This is a genomic window from Sphingobium sp. YR768 (assembly GCF_900111125.1).
In the GTDB taxonomy this organism is placed as follows: Bacteria; Pseudomonadota; Alphaproteobacteria; order Sphingomonadales; family Sphingomonadaceae; genus Sphingobium.
Genome location: NZ_FOGE01000006.1, coordinates 22,966 through 41,513, shown reverse-complemented (window position 1 = coordinate 41,513; position 18,548 = coordinate 22,966). Strand labels below are relative to the sequence as shown.

Annotated in this window: 12 protein-coding genes; 7 read left to right on the top strand and 5 right to left on the bottom strand. The window is 64.2% G+C overall.

The window, feature by feature from the left end; all coding sequences use genetic code 11:
* The first annotated feature begins 74 nt into the window (after positions 1 to 74).
* Positions 75 to 1,943, top strand: a complete 1,869-nt coding sequence (locus BMX92_RS09740) for a gamma-glutamyltransferase family protein (RefSeq protein WP_093015722.1) — start codon at positions 75 to 77, stop codon at positions 1,941 to 1,943.
* Between the two features lie 16 nt (positions 1,944 to 1,959).
* A complete protein-coding gene (locus tag BMX92_RS09735) occupies positions 1,960 to 4,926 on the top strand; it encodes an amidohydrolase family protein (RefSeq protein WP_093015719.1) in 2,967 nt (988 codons plus the stop codon).
* A gap of 40 nt (positions 4,927 to 4,966) precedes the next feature.
* Here the strand turns inward: BMX92_RS09735 and BMX92_RS09730 are convergent, their stop codons facing one another.
* Positions 4,967 to 5,716 (bottom strand): FadR/GntR family transcriptional regulator, encoded by a 750-nt coding sequence (locus BMX92_RS09730; RefSeq protein WP_093015716.1) that lies wholly within the window; start codon positions 5,714 to 5,716, stop codon positions 4,967 to 4,969.
* A gap of 151 nt (positions 5,717 to 5,867) precedes the next feature.
* Between BMX92_RS09730 and BMX92_RS09725 the strand changes: the two genes are divergently transcribed.
* The 4 genes from BMX92_RS09725 (at position 5,868) to BMX92_RS09710 (ending at position 12,604) form a co-directional block, all read left to right on the top strand.
* On the top strand, positions 5,868 to 7,019 hold the full coding sequence (locus BMX92_RS09725) for a mandelate racemase/muconate lactonizing enzyme family protein (RefSeq protein ID WP_093015713.1): 1,152 nt from the start codon (positions 5,868 to 5,870) through the stop codon (positions 7,017 to 7,019).
* Positions 7,019 to 8,290: an MFS transporter gene (locus BMX92_RS09720; RefSeq protein ID WP_093015709.1), complete on the top strand. Its 1,272-nt coding sequence runs from the start codon at positions 7,019 to 7,021 to the stop codon at positions 8,288 to 8,290. The genes BMX92_RS09725 and BMX92_RS09720 overlap by 1 nt, the downstream gene beginning before the upstream one ends.
* Positions 8,291 to 8,370: 80 nt before the next feature.
* Positions 8,371 to 11,154, top strand: coding sequence for a TonB-dependent receptor (locus tag BMX92_RS09715; protein ID WP_218145752.1), 2,784 nt, complete (start codon positions 8,371 to 8,373; stop codon positions 11,152 to 11,154).
* 55 nt (positions 11,155 to 11,209) lie between these two features.
* Positions 11,210 to 12,604, top strand: a complete 1,395-nt coding sequence (locus BMX92_RS09710; RefSeq protein ID WP_093015703.1) for a DUF1593 domain-containing protein — start codon at positions 11,210 to 11,212, stop codon at positions 12,602 to 12,604.
* A gap of 97 nt (positions 12,605 to 12,701) precedes the next feature.
* Here BMX92_RS09710 and BMX92_RS09705 read toward each other — a convergent pair whose 3' ends face one another.
* Genes BMX92_RS09705 through BMX92_RS09690 form a run of 4 tightly spaced genes read right to left on the bottom strand, consistent with a single transcriptional unit; the run spans position 12,702 to position 17,483 of the window.
* A complete protein-coding gene (locus BMX92_RS09705) occupies positions 12,702 to 13,586 on the bottom strand; it encodes a BadF/BadG/BcrA/BcrD ATPase family protein (RefSeq protein ID WP_093015700.1) in 885 nt (294 codons plus the stop codon).
* Positions 13,583 to 15,280: a D-lactate dehydrogenase gene (dld, locus tag BMX92_RS09700; RefSeq protein WP_093015697.1), complete on the bottom strand. Its 1,698-nt coding sequence runs from the start codon at positions 15,278 to 15,280 to the stop codon at positions 13,583 to 13,585. The genes BMX92_RS09705 and dld overlap by 4 nt, the downstream gene beginning before the upstream one ends.
* On the bottom strand, positions 15,277 to 16,428 hold the full coding sequence (nagA, locus tag BMX92_RS09695; RefSeq protein WP_093015694.1) for an N-acetylglucosamine-6-phosphate deacetylase: 1,152 nt from the start codon (positions 16,426 to 16,428) through the stop codon (positions 15,277 to 15,279). The genes dld and nagA overlap by 4 nt, the downstream gene beginning before the upstream one ends.
* Positions 16,425 to 17,483 (bottom strand): SIS domain-containing protein, encoded by a 1,059-nt coding sequence (locus tag BMX92_RS09690; protein ID WP_093015691.1) that lies wholly within the window; start codon positions 17,481 to 17,483, stop codon positions 16,425 to 16,427. Before BMX92_RS09690 ends, nagA begins: the two co-directional genes overlap by 4 nt.
* A 172-nt stretch (positions 17,484 to 17,655) precedes the next feature.
* On the opposite strand from BMX92_RS09690, the gene BMX92_RS09685 reads away from it, so the two are divergent.
* Positions 17,656 to 18,546, top strand: coding sequence for an N-acetylmuramic acid 6-phosphate etherase (locus BMX92_RS09685; RefSeq protein WP_093015688.1), 891 nt, complete (start codon positions 17,656 to 17,658; stop codon positions 18,544 to 18,546).
* Positions 18,547 to 18,548 lie beyond the last annotated feature (2 nt).

Sequence of the window (18,548 nt, the reverse complement as noted above, 5' to 3'; positions counted from 1 at the left end):
TATGACCGGTATCGGCAGGCACGCGCCTTCCCTTCAGGCCGGGCAGGACATGCTGACCACAGGGGGTTCACGGGATGAGCGACAGCAACAAGCAGGGGTTGAGCCGTCGCGACTTTGCGGCGCTGGCGGCGGGCGGCGTAGCCCTGATGGGCGATGCGATACCCGCCCTCTCACAGACATCCAAACCGGCGATCGAACCCACCCGACTGGTCAGCGCGGGCGAAACATTGCGGCCCGAAATCGTCGGCCAGTTCGGCATCGTGGCGGCCGGTCGCCATTATGCGGTGGCGGCGGGCACCCGCATTTTGATGGCGGGCGGCAATGCGACCGATGCCGGCGTCGCGGCCGTGTTCGCGGCGGCGGTGACGGAAATATCCCATTTCGGCTTTGGCGGCGAAGCACCCACCATCATCTATGATGCTGGCACGAAAAAGATATCGCTGGTGAATGGACAGGGCGTCGCCCCCGCCCTCGCCACGCCGGACAGATTCGCCGCCGCTGGCGTCATCCCCGGCAATGGCCCCAATGGCGGCACGGTGCCCGCCATGGTCGACGCCATGGCACTGGCGCTCCAGCTTAACGGCACGATGACCCTCGATCAGGTGATGCAACCGGCGATCGAACTGGCCGACGGCTTCGTCATGTACAATTTTCTGGCGGAGGTTTTCGTCAGCCAGCAGAAGGCGACGTCCAGATATAAGGACGCCTATGACGCCTATTATCCGGGCGGCCAGCCCCCCAGGACCGGCGAGTTCTTCCGTCAACCAAATCTCGCCCGCACCATGCGCATCATCGCGGAGGCGGACCGCGCCGCCTTCGCAAAGACGAAGGACCGCAAGGCCGCGATCCAGGCGGGGCGCGACGCTTTCTACAAAGGTGATATCGCCCGCCGCATCGGCGCCGCCATGGCGCGCGACGGCGGCCTGATGCGCTATGAGGATCTCTCATCCTATAAGGGGAAAATCGAAACCCCGATAATGACCAAATTGTTCGGTTATCAGGTGTACAAGGCTGGGTTCTGGAGCCAGGGTCCGGCCATGCTGATGGCGTTGAACATCGCCGAGGCGGCCGGCATCGCCGCGATGGAGCCGGGGTCCGCGCCCTATCTCCACACCGTGGCGGAATCGATCAAACTCGCCTTCGACGATCGCAACATGTATTTCGGCGATCCCGACTTCGCCACGGTGCCGATGAAGGGCCTCCTCTCCAAGGATTATGCCGCCGCCCGCGCGAAGCAGATCGGGCCTAAAGCCTCGCTGGAGCATCGTTTCGGCGACCCATGGGCCTATGAGGGCAAGGTCCGCACCACGCCCGTCTTCACCCCCCATATGCTGAAGGCCCCGCCCAAGCCCACCGCCGACACGACCGCGATCGAGGTGGTGGACCGGCACGGCAATCTCTTTTCCTGCACGCCCAGTTCGGGCTGGATGCTGGGCGGCGCCTATGTTGCCGGCGACACCGGCGTCCCGATGAGCAACCGGCTGACCGTGTTCGACCTCGATCCCGCCAGCCCCAATGTGCTGGCGCCGGGCAAGCGGCCCCGCACGACCCTGTCGCCCTCCATGGTCTTGAAAGACGGCGCGCCCTATCTGGCGATCGGCACGCCCGGCGGCGACAATCAGGATCAGCAGATCATGAACGTCCTGCTCCGCGTCCTCGCCTTCGACCAGCCGCTACAGGCCGCGATCGAGGCGCCGCGCATCAACTCCAACCATTTCCACAACTCCTTCGGCATCAAGAAGGATGAACCGGGCGTGCTGGAGATTGAGGATCGCGTGCCGCAAGCCGTTCGTGACGACCTGATCGCGCGCGGCCATAAACTGGACGTGCTGGGGCCGTTCGCCGTGTCCACCGGCATCGTCGCCGCCGGCGTCGTGCCGGGCAGCGGCACGCTGCGCGGCGGCGCGGATGTCCGCCGCGAACGCTATATTTTTGGCTGGTAAGGGAAACTCCAAGATCATGAAATCTGCCATCAAGCTCCTGTCCCTCGCCCTTCTGACCGCAGGCGCAACAACCGCCTATGCCCAGCCGGCCAATCTTCCCCCGCCCGGCGGCGAAACCCCGGTCGCCTTCGATGTGCATGAAGGCACGTCCATGGCCGTGTCGATATCGCCCGACGGCAAATGGCTGGCGATAGATTTACAGGGCAGCCTGTGGATCGTCCCGGTCAAGGGCGGCAAGGCGAAGCGGATCACCGATTATTTCAACGATGCCCGCCAGCCGGTCTGGGCGCCGGACGGATCGCGCCTCGCCTATTTCGCCTATCGCGACGGCGGCTATGATCTCTGGACGATCAAGCCAGACGGCAGCGATATGCGCAAGCTGACCAACGGCGCCTATGACGATCGCGAACCGACCTTCTCGCCCGATGGCAAGACCATCGCCTTCTCCTCGGATCGGTCGGGCAGCAATTATGACATCTGGACCATCGACCTTGCCAGCGGCGCGCTGAAACAGATCAGCAAGGGGCCGCTGGAAGACCGTATGCCGACCTGGTCGCCCGACGGCGTGAAGATCGCCTATTCCAGTCAGGAAGGAATGGTGAAGGCCTCCCTGTTCGAAACGAGCCTGGCGGATGGCAAGGAAAGCCTGCTCAAGGCGATTGACGGCACCCGGCTGGATGCGCCCTCCTACGGCCCGTCCGGCCAACTCGCCTATGTCGCCTCCGACCCCAAGGGCTCCTATCTTCAGATCGATGGCAAGACGGTGAGCGGCAGCGAAGTGGTCGCGCCATTCCGCGTGTCGTGGAACAAGAGCGGCTATTATTACGCCGCCGACGGCAAGCTCCATTATCGGACCGGTGCGAAGGCGACCACCATCCCCTTCGCCGCGACGCTGGAAGCCGTCCGGCCCAGCTACACCCGCGCCAAGCGCGACTGGGATTCGACCGCGCCGCGCAAGGCGCTGGGCATCATGCATCCCAAAATCTCGCCCGATGGCAGCCAGATCGCCTTCGTCGCGCTCGGCGACCTCTATATCGTATCGTCCAAGGGGGGCGTGCCGGAAAACCTGACCAAGGATGCCGCGCTCGACGCCGATCCCGCCTGGTCGCCCGATGGGAAGAGCATCGCCTATTCCTCCGATCGCAATGGCGGCCTGCCCGAATTGTTCATCCGCGACCTTGCCACCGGCAAGGACCGCCAGCTGGTCAATATGGACACCCAGCCGCTGGGCGCCGCCTGGTCACCCGATGGCACGAAGATCGCCTTCCTCGACATTGACGGGCAATGGGGCGTCGCGGGCGTATGCATGGTCGACGTCGCGACCGGCAAGATCACCCGGCTCCAGACCTCGCTGGGCCAGCCCGGCAGCCCCAGCTGGTCGGCGGACGGCAAATATGTCGTCATCAGCCTGTCCCACAAATATTCGAGCAGTTTCCGCGAAGGCACCAATCAGGCCTGGGTGATCCCGACCGACGGCACCAGCCCGGCCTTCTGGCAAATTCCCGAAGACAATATGTCGCTCGACACGCGTAGTGGCAGCGGTCCGGTCTGGTCGCCCGACGGTACGAAGATGGCGGGCATCTATGAAGGACTGCTGAAGGTCTGGCCGGTGGACAAGGATGGAAAGCCACTGGGTCCGCCGCGCGCGCTGGCATCCGACACCGCCTTCTTCCCCACCTGGGTGGCCGACAGCAACACGATCCTGTTCCAGTCCGATGACAGAATGAAGACCGTCAATCTGGAAACGGGCGTCGTCACGCCGGTCCCGCTGACGCTGAACTACACGCTCGCCAAGCCGACGGGTCGCACCATCATCCATGTCGGCAAGCTGGTGGATTCGGTGAAGGACGAGACCCAGCTCGACAAGGACATCGTGATCGACGGCAATCGCATCACCGAAATCCGCGCCCATGATCCGGCCAGACGCGATGCATCCGCCAAATATATCGACGCGCCGAACCTGACCGCCATTCCCGGCCTGATCGAATATCATGCCCATGTTCAGAAGGATTTCGGTTCCAATCTGGAAAAGGCCTGGCTGGCCTATGGCATCACGACGGTCCGCGATCCGGGCACCATGGTCTATGACGCGATCGAGGATCGCGAGGCGAGCGAAGCGGGCGTCCGCGTCAGCCCGCGACTCTACACCGCCAGCCCGCTGCTGGAATGGCAGCGCGTCTATTATAAGATGGGTGTCGCGGTATCCGGCCCCGCCCATCTGGAGCGCGAACTGGCGCGGGCCAAGGCGCTCAAATATGACCTTATCAAAAGCTATGTGCGCATGACCGATTTCGGCCAGCGCCGCATCGTGGAAGCGGCGCACGAGATGGGCGTGCCGGTGTCGGGTCATGAAATCTTCCCCGCCGCCTATACCGGCGTCGACGGCACCGAACATGTCGGCGCGACCAGCCGGCGCGGCTATTCGCCCAAACAAGGCCCGCTGGGTATTGCCTATGATGATGTCGTCCAACTGTTCGGCCGCAGCGGCCGCACCCTGACGCCGACGATGTTCGGCGCGCTGTCAGGCTATCTGACCAAGCACCCCGATTATGTGAATGATCCCCGCATCAAGCTGTTCCCGGTCTGGGCGCAGAAGTCGGTCACCGAACGCAGCCCGCTGGAAGGCCTGATCAAGCCGATGTTCGGCGGCATGCTGCTGAGCATGAAGAAGATGTATGATGCGGGCGCATTAGTGGTCGCCGGCACCGACACGATGATCTCGACCAATCTCCATGCCGAAATCGCCTCCTATGTCGATGCCGGCCTCACGCCGTTCCAGGCGCTGCAAACCGCCACCGTCAATCCGGCCAGGGCGCTCAATCTGGACGCCGGTACGCTGGAAGCCGGGAAACTCGCCGACATCGCCCTGATCGAAGGTGATCCACGCGAAGATATCGCCAACACGTTCAAGGTCCGCAAGGTGGTGGCGAACGGCGTCAGCCATGACGTCGATGATCTGGTCGCCAGCGGCTCGCAGAAATAAGTCTCCGATCATGGGCTGCCCACCGGCAGCCCACGACATCCTATGTCGCCGCGCGCGAACCGCGCCGCTTGGCCCAGGATGATTCGATATGCTCGCGCATCGCACGCGCGGCTCCGTCGGGGTCGCCCGCCACGATCGCGTCGTGGATGCGCCGATGCGCGGCATGGGTGTCGCGCACATGCGCCACGCTCAGCTTGCCGGCATAGCCATGGGTGTTGAGCGCCTTGCCCTGAATGCCGTCGATGATCGCCTTGCTCAGCCGGTCGCCCGACATGCGCATGATGATATCGTGGAAATGGACATCCTCATGCACATAGGCGGCCGGCATCTCGACCAGCGCTTCCAGCTTGCCGATCTGCGCGGATAGCTCCGCCACGCTTTCGGGCGTCGCCTTCTTCGCCGCCTTGGCCGCCATCGACGCTTCCAGGGAGGATCGGATTTCCGACAGATTGTCGAGATAGGACAAGCCATCTTCGCGCCGGAACAGGGCCGCCAGAATCATCGGGTCCAGCAGGTTCCAGTCGCGCGAATCGCGCACGATCGTCCCGCGCCCCTGCTGTGACACCACCAGCCCCTTTTCGGTCAGCGCCGTCGTCGCCTCCCGCACCACCGTCCGGCTGACGCCATACAGGTCGCACAGCATATTTTCCGGCGGCAGCGCAGTCCCCGCCGGATACATTTCGGTGACGATCGCATTGACCAGATCCTCGACCACCGCTTCCGCCAGTCGCGGACGCCGCCTGACCCTTTGCGTCGCTGCCGGGCCCCCGCCGGCCACTCCATCCTGCATGTTTTTTACGCCTTTTCTCATGCTCGCGCCCTGCACGACGCTCTTTTCGACGGTGGACCCGATTGACAAGTGTCGTCAAGACTTGTCAAACGAGATAGATAATACATAATATGACTCGTGGCCGGCTGGACCGGAGGGTAGAGGACATACAATGAAGATCACAGGCTATCGCAGCCTTACCGCCTATCATGACTGGCAGCGCCCCGTGGGCGACGTGAATGGCGTCGTCCAGTCCGGCATTACCGAAGTGCCCTTGCTGTTGCTGGAAACCGATGGCGGCCTGACCGGCGTGGGCCTGGGCCAGCATGGCGAGATCGACCGGCTGTTCCCGGCGGTCGAGGGGGCGGACCCCCGCGCCGTATCGACCCTCTATGACGCGATGCTGGCCCATGTGTTCAAGAGCGGCCATGCCGGCGCCACCTTCGGCACGATCGCCGCGATCGACATGGCGCTGTGGGATCTGAAGGCCAAGATGGCCGACGAGCCTCTGTGGCGCACATTGGGTGCGGGCGATCGCTTCGTCCCCGGCTATGCTTCGGGCCTCTGCTATGGTCTGGATGACGACGCCTTCGCCGCCCATTATGGCGACTGGGCCGATCGCGGCTTCACCGCCGCCAAGATCAAGGGCGGCCGCGATCTCGATCGCGACATCGCCCGGCTGGAAACGGTGCGCGCCATATTGTCGCGCAACAGCAGTCGCCCCGCGCTGATGCTCGACGTCAACGAAGCGTGGAATTGCAAACAGGCGATCCGCCATCTCGCCGAAATCGAAAAGCGGATCGACCTGACCTGGATCGAGGAGCCGGTGCGCCGCTGGGACGCGGCAGGCCATGCCGCCATTTCCCGCGCGGCCAAGGCCGCCGTCGCCACCGGCGAGAACCTCACCGGACTGGAACAATATATGCCCCTGCTGGACGCCGGCGCCGTGGACATCGTCCAGACCGGCAGCGTCTGGGGCATCACCCATTTCCAACGTGTCGCCATGGCCGCCCATGCGCGCGGCCTGCCCGTCTCGCCGGTCGCCTATAATGCCAATCCGGTGGCCCATGCCGCTGCGGCCGTGCCCAACATGATCGGCATAGAGGTGCAGGATTTCCGCTTCCCCACCGGCCTCGACGTCGATCAGCAGATTGCCGATGGCGGCATCATCCTGGGCGACCGTCCGGGCCTCGGCATATTGGTCGATGAAGCCGCCATTGCGCAGAGCGTGGCCGGCAATGGCTGGAACGTGCGCGGCGGCCCGCACCGCCGCCCCCGAGACGCGGGCCTGCGTCTGGTGCCACAGGGCCGGGCGACCCACTGATGCACGGCGCCGTCACATCCACCGACACCGCCTCGCCCCAATGGGTGACAGGCCCGGCGCGCGTCCGGCTGCAACTGTCGCTGATGGTCAATTTCTTCCTGCTGATGGCGCTCTACAGCGGCGTGCTGGGCGTGTTGCTGCCCAACCAGATCGCCGAACTTTCACCGGGCGCGAAGGAAAATAATCTCGCGCTGCTCTTTGCCATCACGTCGATCTTCTCGACGCTGGCGACGCCGATCGCCGGCGCCCTGTCGGACCGCACCCGCAGCCGCTGGGGCCGCCGCGCGCCATGGATCGCCATCGCCTCGCTGGTCGGCTCGCTCTGCCTGTTCGGCGTGTCATGGATGACCAGCTTCTGGTCGCTGATGATCCTGTGGGTGATGGCGGCGATCGCCTATAATGCCATGCAACCGGCGATGACGACGCTGATCGCCGATCGCTTCGCCCCGGAAACGCGCGGCGGCATATCGGGCATCGTCGGCGCGGGCATGACCGCCGGTCTGACGGCGGGAACGGTGGTCGCGGGCTATCTGGCTGGCGAGCGCGTGCTGGCCTATGGCCTGTTCGCTGGCGCCATCGCCGCTTCCTGCGTGGCCTTCGTGGCGCTCAACCGCGAACCGCCCAGCGACGCCCTGCCGCATCGGCCGATGCAATGGGGCAGCTTCTTCAAAAGCTTCTGGATCAGCCCGCGCGCCCATCCCGATTTCGCCTGGGCCTTCGCCAGCCGCTTCACCATCTATATGGGCTATCAAGCGGTCGCCGCCTATCTGCTCTACATATTGCGCGACTATATCGGCCTGGCCGACGCCGCATCGAACATCGCCATCGCCAATATGGCGCTGCTGACCCTGGTCTGCCTCGTCGCCTCCTCGCTGATTTCCGGCTGGCTGTCGGATCGTTGGCAGCGGCGCAAACCCTTCGTCATTCTGGGCAGCCTGATCATGGGTATCGCGATGAGCGCCCCGCTGCTGGCGCCTTCCATGACCGGCATGTGGGTCTATGCCGGGGTGATCGGCATCGGATATGGCATGTTCATGTCGATCGACATGGCGCTGATGACGCAGGTGCTGCCCCAAAGCGCGCTGGGGGACGAGGGCAAGGATCTGGGCGTGCTGACCACGGCGGTCAATATTCCCCAGATTATCAGCCCGGTCATGGCCGCTATCCTGCTCGGCCTGTTCGACAATGACTATCGCGCCATCTTCATCGCGGCGCTGCTGTTCGTCTTCGGATCGGCGCTGTGCGTGCTGCCGATCCGCGCCGTCCGCTAATTCATATTATGTATTACATCATTTGACATATGCGCAGTGTTGCGCCATAAACACCGGCAATAAATAGAGGGAGAGTGGTTATGAGGAAGGTGGGTAAGGTCCATCTTGCGAGCATGATGGCGGCGTCCGGTCTGGCGCTGACGATCGGCGGCGCGGCCCTGGCGCAGGATGCATCCGCGCCGCAAAATGCGGAATCGACAACGGAAGACATCATCGTCACCGGCATCCGCGCCAGCCAGAAAGCCTCTATCGACATCAAGCGGGAATCGGTCGGCGTGGTCGACTCGATCGTGGCGGAGGATCTGGGCAAGCTGCCCGACCAGAATGTCGCTGAATCGCTTCAGCGCGTCGCCGGCGTCACCATCGAACGCAACCGCGGCGAGGGCCGCTACATCACCGTCCGCGGCTTCGGCCCGAAATTCAACGCCGTCACCGTCAATGGCCGTACGCTCGCCACCGACAATAATGGCCGCGAATTCTCCTTCGACGTGCTGCCGTCCGAAATCATCGCCGGCGCCGACGTCTTCAAATCGCCCCAGGCCAATCTGAACGGCGCATCGATCGGCGCGACCGTGGACGTCCACACGCTGCGCCCCATCGACCAGAAGGAGCAATTCGCCTTCAGCGCGTCGGCCGGACAGATGTGGGCGGAAATCGCCGACAAGTTCAATCCTGAAGTGTCCGGCGTCGCCTCCTGGCGCAATGCCGACCGCACCATCGGCCTGTCGCTGTCGGGCGTTTACACGCGGCGGCAAACCCGTAACGACGAATTCACCATCGGCGCGGGCCATGTGAAGCGCGGCAGCCTGGCTGCCGATCCCGAGGAAGGCCGCAACGCGAACGAATATTTCTTCAACCGTGTTGGGCCTGACGTAACGCCGTTCACACAGGTCGACATGCCATCGAACTTGTCGCCCTTCTTCTTCGAACGAGATCTGAAGCGTTATGGCTTCTCGGGATCCTTACAGGTTCGACCCACCGATACGCTGACAGTATCGCTGGACGGCCTCTATTCGAAAGCGAAATTCACCGAACAGCAAACCGGCCTCGCCTATGATTTCTCCGGCGGCAAAGTCGTTGAACAGATCGTCAAGGGCGGCAGCGTCGTCAACGGCGTACAGACCGGAGGCGCAGTCGAATATCAAAGGATACAGGGCGGCTTCGTCGACCAGATCCTGCAATATGACCAGCGCAACGTCATGACCAACCAGTTCGGCGCCAATGTCGAATGGAAGCCGTCCGACAATTTCAAACTGAAGCTGGACGCCTCCCGGTCCAAGGCGGAACGGCGCGGCAAGGAGAATAATCTCTTCACCACTATCCGCCGCAAAAATATCGACCTGTGGTATGATCGGAGGGGCGACAGCCCAATCTACGATTATGGTTTCACCAGCCCCAATTACCCCAATGCCGCGACCAACCCGCAGGGCATCACCGCGCACTATTATATCTGGGGTGGCGGGACCGACGTCGATGACAAGATCGGCGAATATCGCGCCGATACCGAATGGAAGGCGACGTCCAACCTCACCCTCTTCACCGGCGGTATGATCGCCAATCGCAAGAAGACGCTGACCGCCGACGAAATGCCCTTTGGCGAACAATGCGCCTATTGCGGTTCCGACCGGTTGCTGCCCACTTCGCTGTTCAGCCCGACCAATCGCAATTTCTTCCAGGGCGGCGGCCCCGACAACATCATCCGCGACTGGGTGATCTACAGCCCGCAGCAACTGGTGAGCGTGATCGATCAATATGCGACCGAAGATGGCAAAGCGTTCAACCCCGCCGTCTTCTCGCCCTCCGCCTCCTCTGTGATCGATGAGAAGGTGAAGATCGCCTATGTCATGGCCAATTTCGAAACCATGCTGGGGTCGATGCCGCTGACCATCAACGCCGGTCTGCGCTACGAAAATACGGATTACACCTCGTCGGGTGCATCCCGCACGATATTGAGCGCCAAGCCGCGTGTCGACGCCAACGGCAATCCCACCGGACAGAACGACATCGTCGTATCTGGGGTGGTTCCCATCAGCTTCCGCGGCAAATATGATGACTGGCTGCCATCGTTGAATATCAAACTGGAGGCAGCCGAGGATTTGATCCTGCGCCTGTCCGCGTCGAAGGTGATGACTCGTCCGACCCTGACCGACCTGTCGCCCCGCCAGTCGATCCAGACCAATCCGGGCAATGAGACAATTAGCCGGGGCAACCCGAACCTACAGCCCTTCCGGGCCAAGCAGATCGAGGCTGGTGCCGAATGGTATTTCGCCGACTCTTCGCTCCTGTCCTTCGCCGCCTTCTATAAGAAAATCGACTCTTTCGTTGCGCTCTTCACCACACCCCAGAAGGTCGATCAGGTGTTGTTCCAGGTGACGGTGCCGGGCAATGGCAAGGGCGCGACGGTCAAGGGCTTCGAAGTCGGCTATCGTCAGGCCTTTTCCGGCCTGCCCGCCCCGTTCGATGGCCTTGGCGTGCAGACCAGCTTCAACTACACCGAGTCCAACGCCAACTACACCAATGCTGTCACCAATGTTTCCTACGGTTTGGAAGGATTGTCCAAATACAGCTACAGCCTCGTCGGTTTCTACGAGAAATATGGCGTGCAGGCTCGCCTGGCCTACACTTGGCGCGACAAGTTCCTGCAAGTGGCAGTGGGGCGCAATGGCGATGCGGAGTATTTCGACGCCTATGGCCAGCTCGACGCCGGCCTCTCCTATGAGGTGACGCCGAACTTCACCATCTTCGCCGACGCGATCAACCTCAATAATGCGAAGGAATTCATCTATTCGGTCAGCCCGGACCGGACGAAGGAATATCGCCAGACCGGCCGACGCCTCTCCGGCGGCGTGCGCGTCCGCTTCTGATCCTGACGGGCGGGGCAGCGATGCCCCGCTCTTTTCCTCGCAAGGACGATCCCTGATGAAATGCCTCTGGGCCTCCGCCCTGTGCGCCATGGCCTTGGCGATGACGCCCGCGCAGGCGGCACCGGACAAAGGCAGCGACCTGCCAAAATCCCGCGTCATCGTGCTGACCGATATCGGGTCGGACCCCGACGACATGGAGTCGATGGTCCGCTTCCTTCTCTATGCCAATGATTTCGACATAGAGGCGCTGGTCCCCTCCACCTCGCGGCACCTCAAGGACAGCGTCCACCCCGAACAAATCCTGCGCCGGATAGACGCCTATGCGCAGATACTGCCGAACCTAAAAACCCACGCCGATGGCTGGCCCAGCGCCGACACCCTGCGCGCCGCAGTAAAGCCCGGCCGCCCCGAATATGGCATGGCAGGAGTCGGCGCGGGCAAGGACACGCCGGGATCGCAGGCGATCATCGCCGCCGTCGACCGGCCCGACCCCCGGCCCGTCTGGATCACCGTCTGGGGTGGCGCGGTCGATCTGGCGCAGGCGCTTTGGACCGTCCGCGAAACCCGCTCACCCGAACAGCTCGCCAAATTCGTCAGCAAATTGCGCGTCTATTCCATCTCCGATCAGGACAATGCCGGCCCCTGGGTCCGTCGCTATTTCCCCGATCTCTTCTGGATCGTCAGTCTGACCGCGCATCGCCATTACAACCTATCGACCTGGGGCGGCATATCCGGCGACCGCATGTATTATTTCGACGGGCCGGACTTCACGACCGTTTCCAAGGAATGGCTGCGCGAGAATATCCAGATCGGTCCGCTCGGATCGCTCTATCCCAATTATGAATTTATCATGGAAGGCGACACGCCCAGCTTCCTCTATCTGGTCCCCAATGGCCTGGGCCATCCGGAGCATCCCGATTATGGCAGCTGGGGCGGCCGCTATGGCAAGATTTCGGAATGGGACGGTATCTGGACCGACACCAGCGATCTCGTCACCGGGGCCGACGGCCGCACCCATCAAAGCAACAAGGCGACCATCTGGCGTTGGCGCGACGCCTTCCAAAACGACTTTGCCGCCCGCATCCTATGGTCGCTCCAGTCCAGCTACAAGGGCGCCAATCACCCGCCCCGACTGGTCCTGAACGGTGTCGCAGGGAACGCCCCAGTCGAACTGATCGCCAAACCCGGCGACGTCATCCGCCTCTCCGCCGCCGGATCGGTTGACCCCGATGGCGACGCCGTCAGCTATGACTGGTGGCAATATCGCGAGTCCGAAGCGACCAACCGCAATCCCCGCGTCGAGCTGCAACGCGGCGATCCGCGCGACACCCGCTTCACCGTCCCCGCCGTCGAGGAAGCGACCCGCTTCCACATCATCCTGGAGGCCCGCGATCAGGGCAAACCCGCCCTCACCAGCTATCGCCGCGCGATCGTCACCGTCACGCCATAATTGCGCACCTTGCGTCATTCCTCTCCGTCATTGCGAGCGCAGCGAAGCAATCCACGTAGCGCTATATGGATTGCTTCGCTGCGCTCGCAATGACGACTTACACAGACCTCATGACATTTTCACCAGCGCGATAACCCGCCAGCAGCAGCGCCCCGTCCAGCGGATCGCCTAGCATCGGGCTCAATCGCGCCACCGTCCGCGCCCGCAGCCAGGGCTGCATCCGCTCCGCCAGCCCGCCGACCAAAGTGCAGCGGCTCGCCCCCCGTTCGAAGATCGTCTCGATGAAGCGCTCGATATGCTGGACCGCATCCTCGACGATCGACCGGGCGATGGCGTCGTCCGCCTCCGCATAGTCCATCACCAGCGGCGCAAAGCTGCCATACTCCTTGGGGCTGGCCTTATCCATCCAGCCGATCGCCTGCGCCGTGTCATGGTCGAACCGCTCCGTCACCGCGCGGCTCAATGGCGTTGCCTGCGACCGCCCGTCCAGCGCGCGCAGCGCATGACGCATCGCGCTCAGGCCCAGCGCCGCGCCGCTGCCTTCATCGGAAATGGGAAAGCCATAACCGCCGATGGTGAAGTCCCGGCCGCCCGCCCGCACCTGCGCGATGCTGCCCGTGCCCAATATCAGGATCGCCCCGTCCGCGCCGCCATGCGCGCCCAGATTGGCGATGAAGGCGTCCGTTTCATATGCCACCGAAGCGAAAGGAAAGGCGAAGTCCTGCAAGGCATCGCGCACGCCGGGCCGCGAAATGCCGGCAATGCCCATGCCCGCACGGATCGTTCCGACCTGCGCCGGCGACAGCCCCGCCTCTCCGATCGCCTGATCCGACACGGCGCGCAATGTCGCATAGAGCGGCTCCAGCCCGATCCGGGCATTGGCCGTCCCGCCCTGCCCCGTGCCGATCACCGTGCCGTCGCCGTCGATCAGCCGCGCGCGGCAATTGCTGCCCCCCGCATCGATGCCCAGAAAATAGCTCATCGTTGCGCCTCCTGTTGCGGCGCGCCCCAATGGCGCGCCCGCGCCGTCTGGCCGATGCCCGGATTGCACTGGTTGCGCGGATCGATCCGGCGATAGAAGTCCGCCAGATCGGCCTTCGCCTTGTAGAGATGGCCGACATTATGTTCGGCCGGATATTCCGCCCCGCGCGCGTCCAGCAGCGCCCAGATGCGATGCTCGAATGCCAGTGGGTCCACGCCCTTGCGCACGATATAATCCTGATGGAACACATGGCACATAAAATGGCCATAATAGAGGCTGTGGAGGCTCTGCGCCGCCAGATCGGGCGGCAATATCTCGTGCCAGTCCAGCGCATTGCGCGGCAGCGCCACGTCCAGCGGGACGATATCCTCGACGTCGTCCTTATGCACCGCGCGATAGCGCACCGCTGCCCCCGCCGCCACGAAACGGTGCAGGAAAGCCTTGGCCGCCAGCGCCGGGCTGCACTTGAAATAGTCGCCCTCCCCGGCGGCGAACAGGCCGGAAAGCAAAGCGCGCGTCTCTTCCACCACCGCCAGCGGCATCTTGAGCAGCAGATGATGCTCAAAGCGATTATGATAGGCGCGCATCTCAGGCGGCAGATGATCGGGCAACAACCGGCCGATCCGCTGCATCATCCGGTCGCTGAAACCCGCCCCGACAAAGGGCAGCGCATCGACCCGTGATTTCAACGCGAACAGCCGGGGCAGCCGATCCGTCCCCAGCCGCTCGATCGCGACGAACATGTCCTTGCCATAGCGATCGGCAATATCGAATGCATCCCGGTGCATATATTCGCCCGCCACCGGCAGATGGCTGAACCCACCCAATATGGCGCGCCGGATCGCGGTCAACTGTGCGGAATCATTGGTCCCTATATAGAAGGTGGTGGCTCCTTCCTCCTTCACGAAACTGTCCAGCCGCACCGCAAAGACGATCATCTTGCCCGCACTGCCCGCCGCTTCATACAGGCATCTTCTGTCGGCGTTGAAGCGGGCGGGCGTCGCGCTGTCGATATCGCGCACATGGCCGGCATAGTCATGGTCATGCGCCCGGCGGTCCGCCGCCGCATCGACATCGTCCGGCCGAAAATCCCCGCTCTCCAGCCGCCGCAACATCTCTTCGGGATCATCGCCCAGCGCCACGCCAAGATGATTGACCAGCCGCACCGCTCCGTCCGCGCCGACCTGCGCATAGAGGCTGAGCTGCGTATAGGCCGGCCCGCGCTGCACCAGCGACCCGCCCGAATTATTGCACACGCCGCCCACCACCGACGCGCCGAAGCAGGAGGAACCGATCACCGAATGCGGCTCCCGCCCCAGCGGCGCCAGCGCCTTTTCCAGCGCATAAAGCGTCGTGCCGGGCAGGCATATGACCTGCGCGCCATCGCGGATCAAATGCAGCCCGTCGATCCGCGTCGTGCTGATGATCACGCAGCCGCCTGGATAATCGTCGCCGTCAGGCGTCGACCCGCCGGTCAGCCCGGTGTTGGACGCCTGCATGATGATCGACACGTCCGCCGCGACGCAGGCTTGCACCACGCGCCATTGCTCGACCAGACTGCCCGGCCGCACCACCGCCAGCGCCGCGCCCGATCCGGTGCGATAGCCATGGCGATAGCGCGCGGTCGCCTGTGCGCCCGTCAGTACATGACTCGGCCCGACGATCGTGCGCAGACGGGGCAGCAGGTCGGTCATTCGCCGCGCTCCTCCATCTGCCCGCCGATCCAGGTCCGCCGCACCCGCCGGTCGCTGTCCAGATGCACCAGATCCGCACGCAAGCCCGATGCGATCGCTCCCGTCTGATCGTCCAGCCGCAAAAAGCGCGCCGGATTGCCGCTCGCCATGCGCGACGCCTCGACCATGGAGCAGCCCATCATGTCCATCGCATTGCGGAAAGCCTGCGCCATGCTCAGCGCCGATCCCGCCAATGTCCCGTCCGGCCCGCGACAGGTTCCATCCACCACATGGATAGGCTGGCCCATCAGGGTGAAACTGTCCTTCTGTCCCCCAACCGGCGGCATCGCGTCCGTCACCAGCATCGCGCCGTCCAGCCCCCGCGCCGCCACCGCCACGCGCAGGGCGGCGGGGTGGACATGCAGCCCGTCGACGATGAGCCCGAAATGGCTGCCCCGATCCAGCAATGCGGCGGCGACCATGCCTGGCACCCTGCTTCCCATCTGCGTCATCGCATTGAACAAATGGGTGAAGCCGGTCAAGCCTTCGCGCAGCGCCGCAAGCGTCTGGTCATAATCGGCCAGGCTATGCCCCGCCGCGACCAACACCCCCGCATCATGCAACGCCCGGATCGCGCCCGGCGGCGCCAGCTCCGGCGCCAGCGTCACGATCCGCCGCCCGGCGGTCGGCCGCGTCAGCCGCGCCAGCACCTGCGGATCGATGGTGGTGAATTTGGCGGCATCATGAATACCCTTCTTCACGGGGTTGAGATGCGGCCCTTCGATATGCACACCCAGCACGCCGGGCACGCCCTGCGCCAGCGCCGCCTCTCCAGCCGCGATCGCCGCATCGACCACATCGGCATCATCGCTGATCAATGTGGGCAGCAGGCCGGTCGTGCCGAACCGACGATGCGCGTGCGCAATCGCGCTGATCCCATCCACATCGGGCCGATCGTTGAACAGCACATCGCCGCCGCCATTGACCTGCGTGTCGATGAAGCCGGGCAGCAGCCATCCGCCCTCCAGCGCTACCGTCTCGCACCCATCGGGCACAGCATCGCGCCCCACGATCCCAACGATGCGTCCGCCCTCGATCAGCAGCGCGCCATCGTCCACGATCCCGTCCGGCCGCACGATCGCCGCACCGACAAGCGCTTGCACGCTCATAGCGTCCGCGTCACCTTGGCCAGATGCGGCGGCGCATCGGGATTGCGCCCGCGCGCCAGCGACAGCGCATTGGCGAGGCCATAGAAGCTCTGGATCTGTGCGATCGCGCCCAGCACCGGATGCACATCCCACTGCCCTGGCAACGCCAGAGTCGCCGCCGCGACATCGTCAGGATGGCCCGCCGCGATCACCTGCGCGCCACGCGCCCGGAAATCCTCCAGCCGTGCGCGCAGGCCCGTGCGCGCTTCATCGATCGGCCCCAGCGCCAGCACCGGATCGCCTTCGCCGACCAGCGTCATCGGCCCATGCGCCACCTCGGCAATGCTGAAGGCTTCGGCATGCAGGCTCGACGTCTCCTTGAACTTCAGCGCCGCCTCCCCCGCGATCGGCAGGGTCAGGCCCCGCCCCAGCACCAACATATTGCCCGCATCGCGCAGCAACGACACTGCACCGGTCCAGTCGGCCGCAGCCGCCGCCTCCAGCACATCGCCGATTGATGGCAATGCATCCAGCAACTCTGCATCCTCGCTCCATTCCGCCACCAGATGCGCCAGCGCGACCAGCGTGCCGATAAAGCTCTTGGTCGCCGCCACGCTCATTTCCGGCCCGGCATGGATGGGAATGCAGATATCCGCCATCTCCGCCAGCGGCGACGCGGCGTCATTGACGATCGCGACCACCAGCGCGCCCTGTCGCTGCGCATCCGCTGCTGCGGCGATCAGGTCCGGGCTGCGCCCCGACTGCGAAATGGCAATCAGCGGCACGCCCTTGAAACGCGGCGACGTCGCCTTGTACAGCGATCCGATCGATGGCGCATGGCTCAATGTCGGCATCCCCGCCCGCGTTTCCAGCAGAACCTTGGCAAAGGCCGCGGCCTGGTCTGAACTCCCCCGCGCCAGCGTCGCGGCAAAGGGCGGCGCCAGCGCGCGCAGCCGCGCCCCGGCCTCCCGCATCAGATCGGCATTGCGCGCAATCTGCACCGCGCAGCGTTCCGGCGCTTCCGCCGCCTCGCGCGCCATCAGCGTGGCGCGGCTCTCATCCTGTATCGCGATCATGCCGAAACAATACCAAATGAACGAAAAAGGGCAATTGGATTTATTTTGGTTGCATCGAAATGCGACAAGGACAATACCACATGCCTGAGTTGCCGCTTGCACGCGTCCTGCCTGCCGCGCATGAAGTTGAACCGATCACAGCCGGACGTCAACGGCCGGCCACGGAGCATATATGAGTACCGAAGCCATCGATCCGCGCTATGTCGATATCGACCAATGGCCGACCATTCGCGCGGTCGAAGCGATGCTGGAAGGGCAGATGGCCGCCATCGCTGCGATCGGATCGCAGGCGGGCGCCATCGCACAGGCCGCCGAAGCCGCCGCCACGCGCCTCGGCACGCAGGGCCGGCTGGTCTATGTCGGCGCCGGCACTTCCGGCCGCATCGCGGTGCAGGATGGCGTCGAACTCTACCCCACCTATAACTGGCCGCAGGAGAGGCTGCTCTTCCTGATGGCCGGCGGCCTCGCCGCGCTCACCGAAGCGGCCGAAGGCGCGGAGGATGATGCCGACGCCGCCCGCGCCGAAATCGCCGCCGCGTCCATCGGCCCGCAGGATGTAGTGATCGGCGTCGCCGCCAGCGGCCGCACGCCCTACACGCTCGCCGCCATCACCGCCGCCCGCGCGGCCGGGGCGCTCACCATCGCCATCGCCAATAATCCGGGCACCGCTTTGCCCGCCGCCGCCGACCATGGCCTGGTCGCGGAAACCGGGACCGAAATCGTCGCTGGCTCCACCCGGATGAAGGCCGGCACGGCGCAGAAGGCGACGCTTAACATTCTGTCTACCGCGATCATGCTGCGCATGGGCCTCGTCTATCGCGGCCGCATGGTCAACATGCGCATCTCCAACGAAAAGCTACGCTTGCGCGGAGAGGCCATGGTGCGCGACATTGCCGATGTGGACATGGCCGCCGCGTCGCGTGCGCTGGATGCGGCCGGGCAGGACATCAAGCAGGCGGTGCTGGTCGCCATGGGGGTGGCGACCGACGAAGCGCACCGTCTTCTTGACATTCATGGCCAGAATCTGCCGGCCGCGATGCGGGCCGCGCAACAGGGGGGATAGGC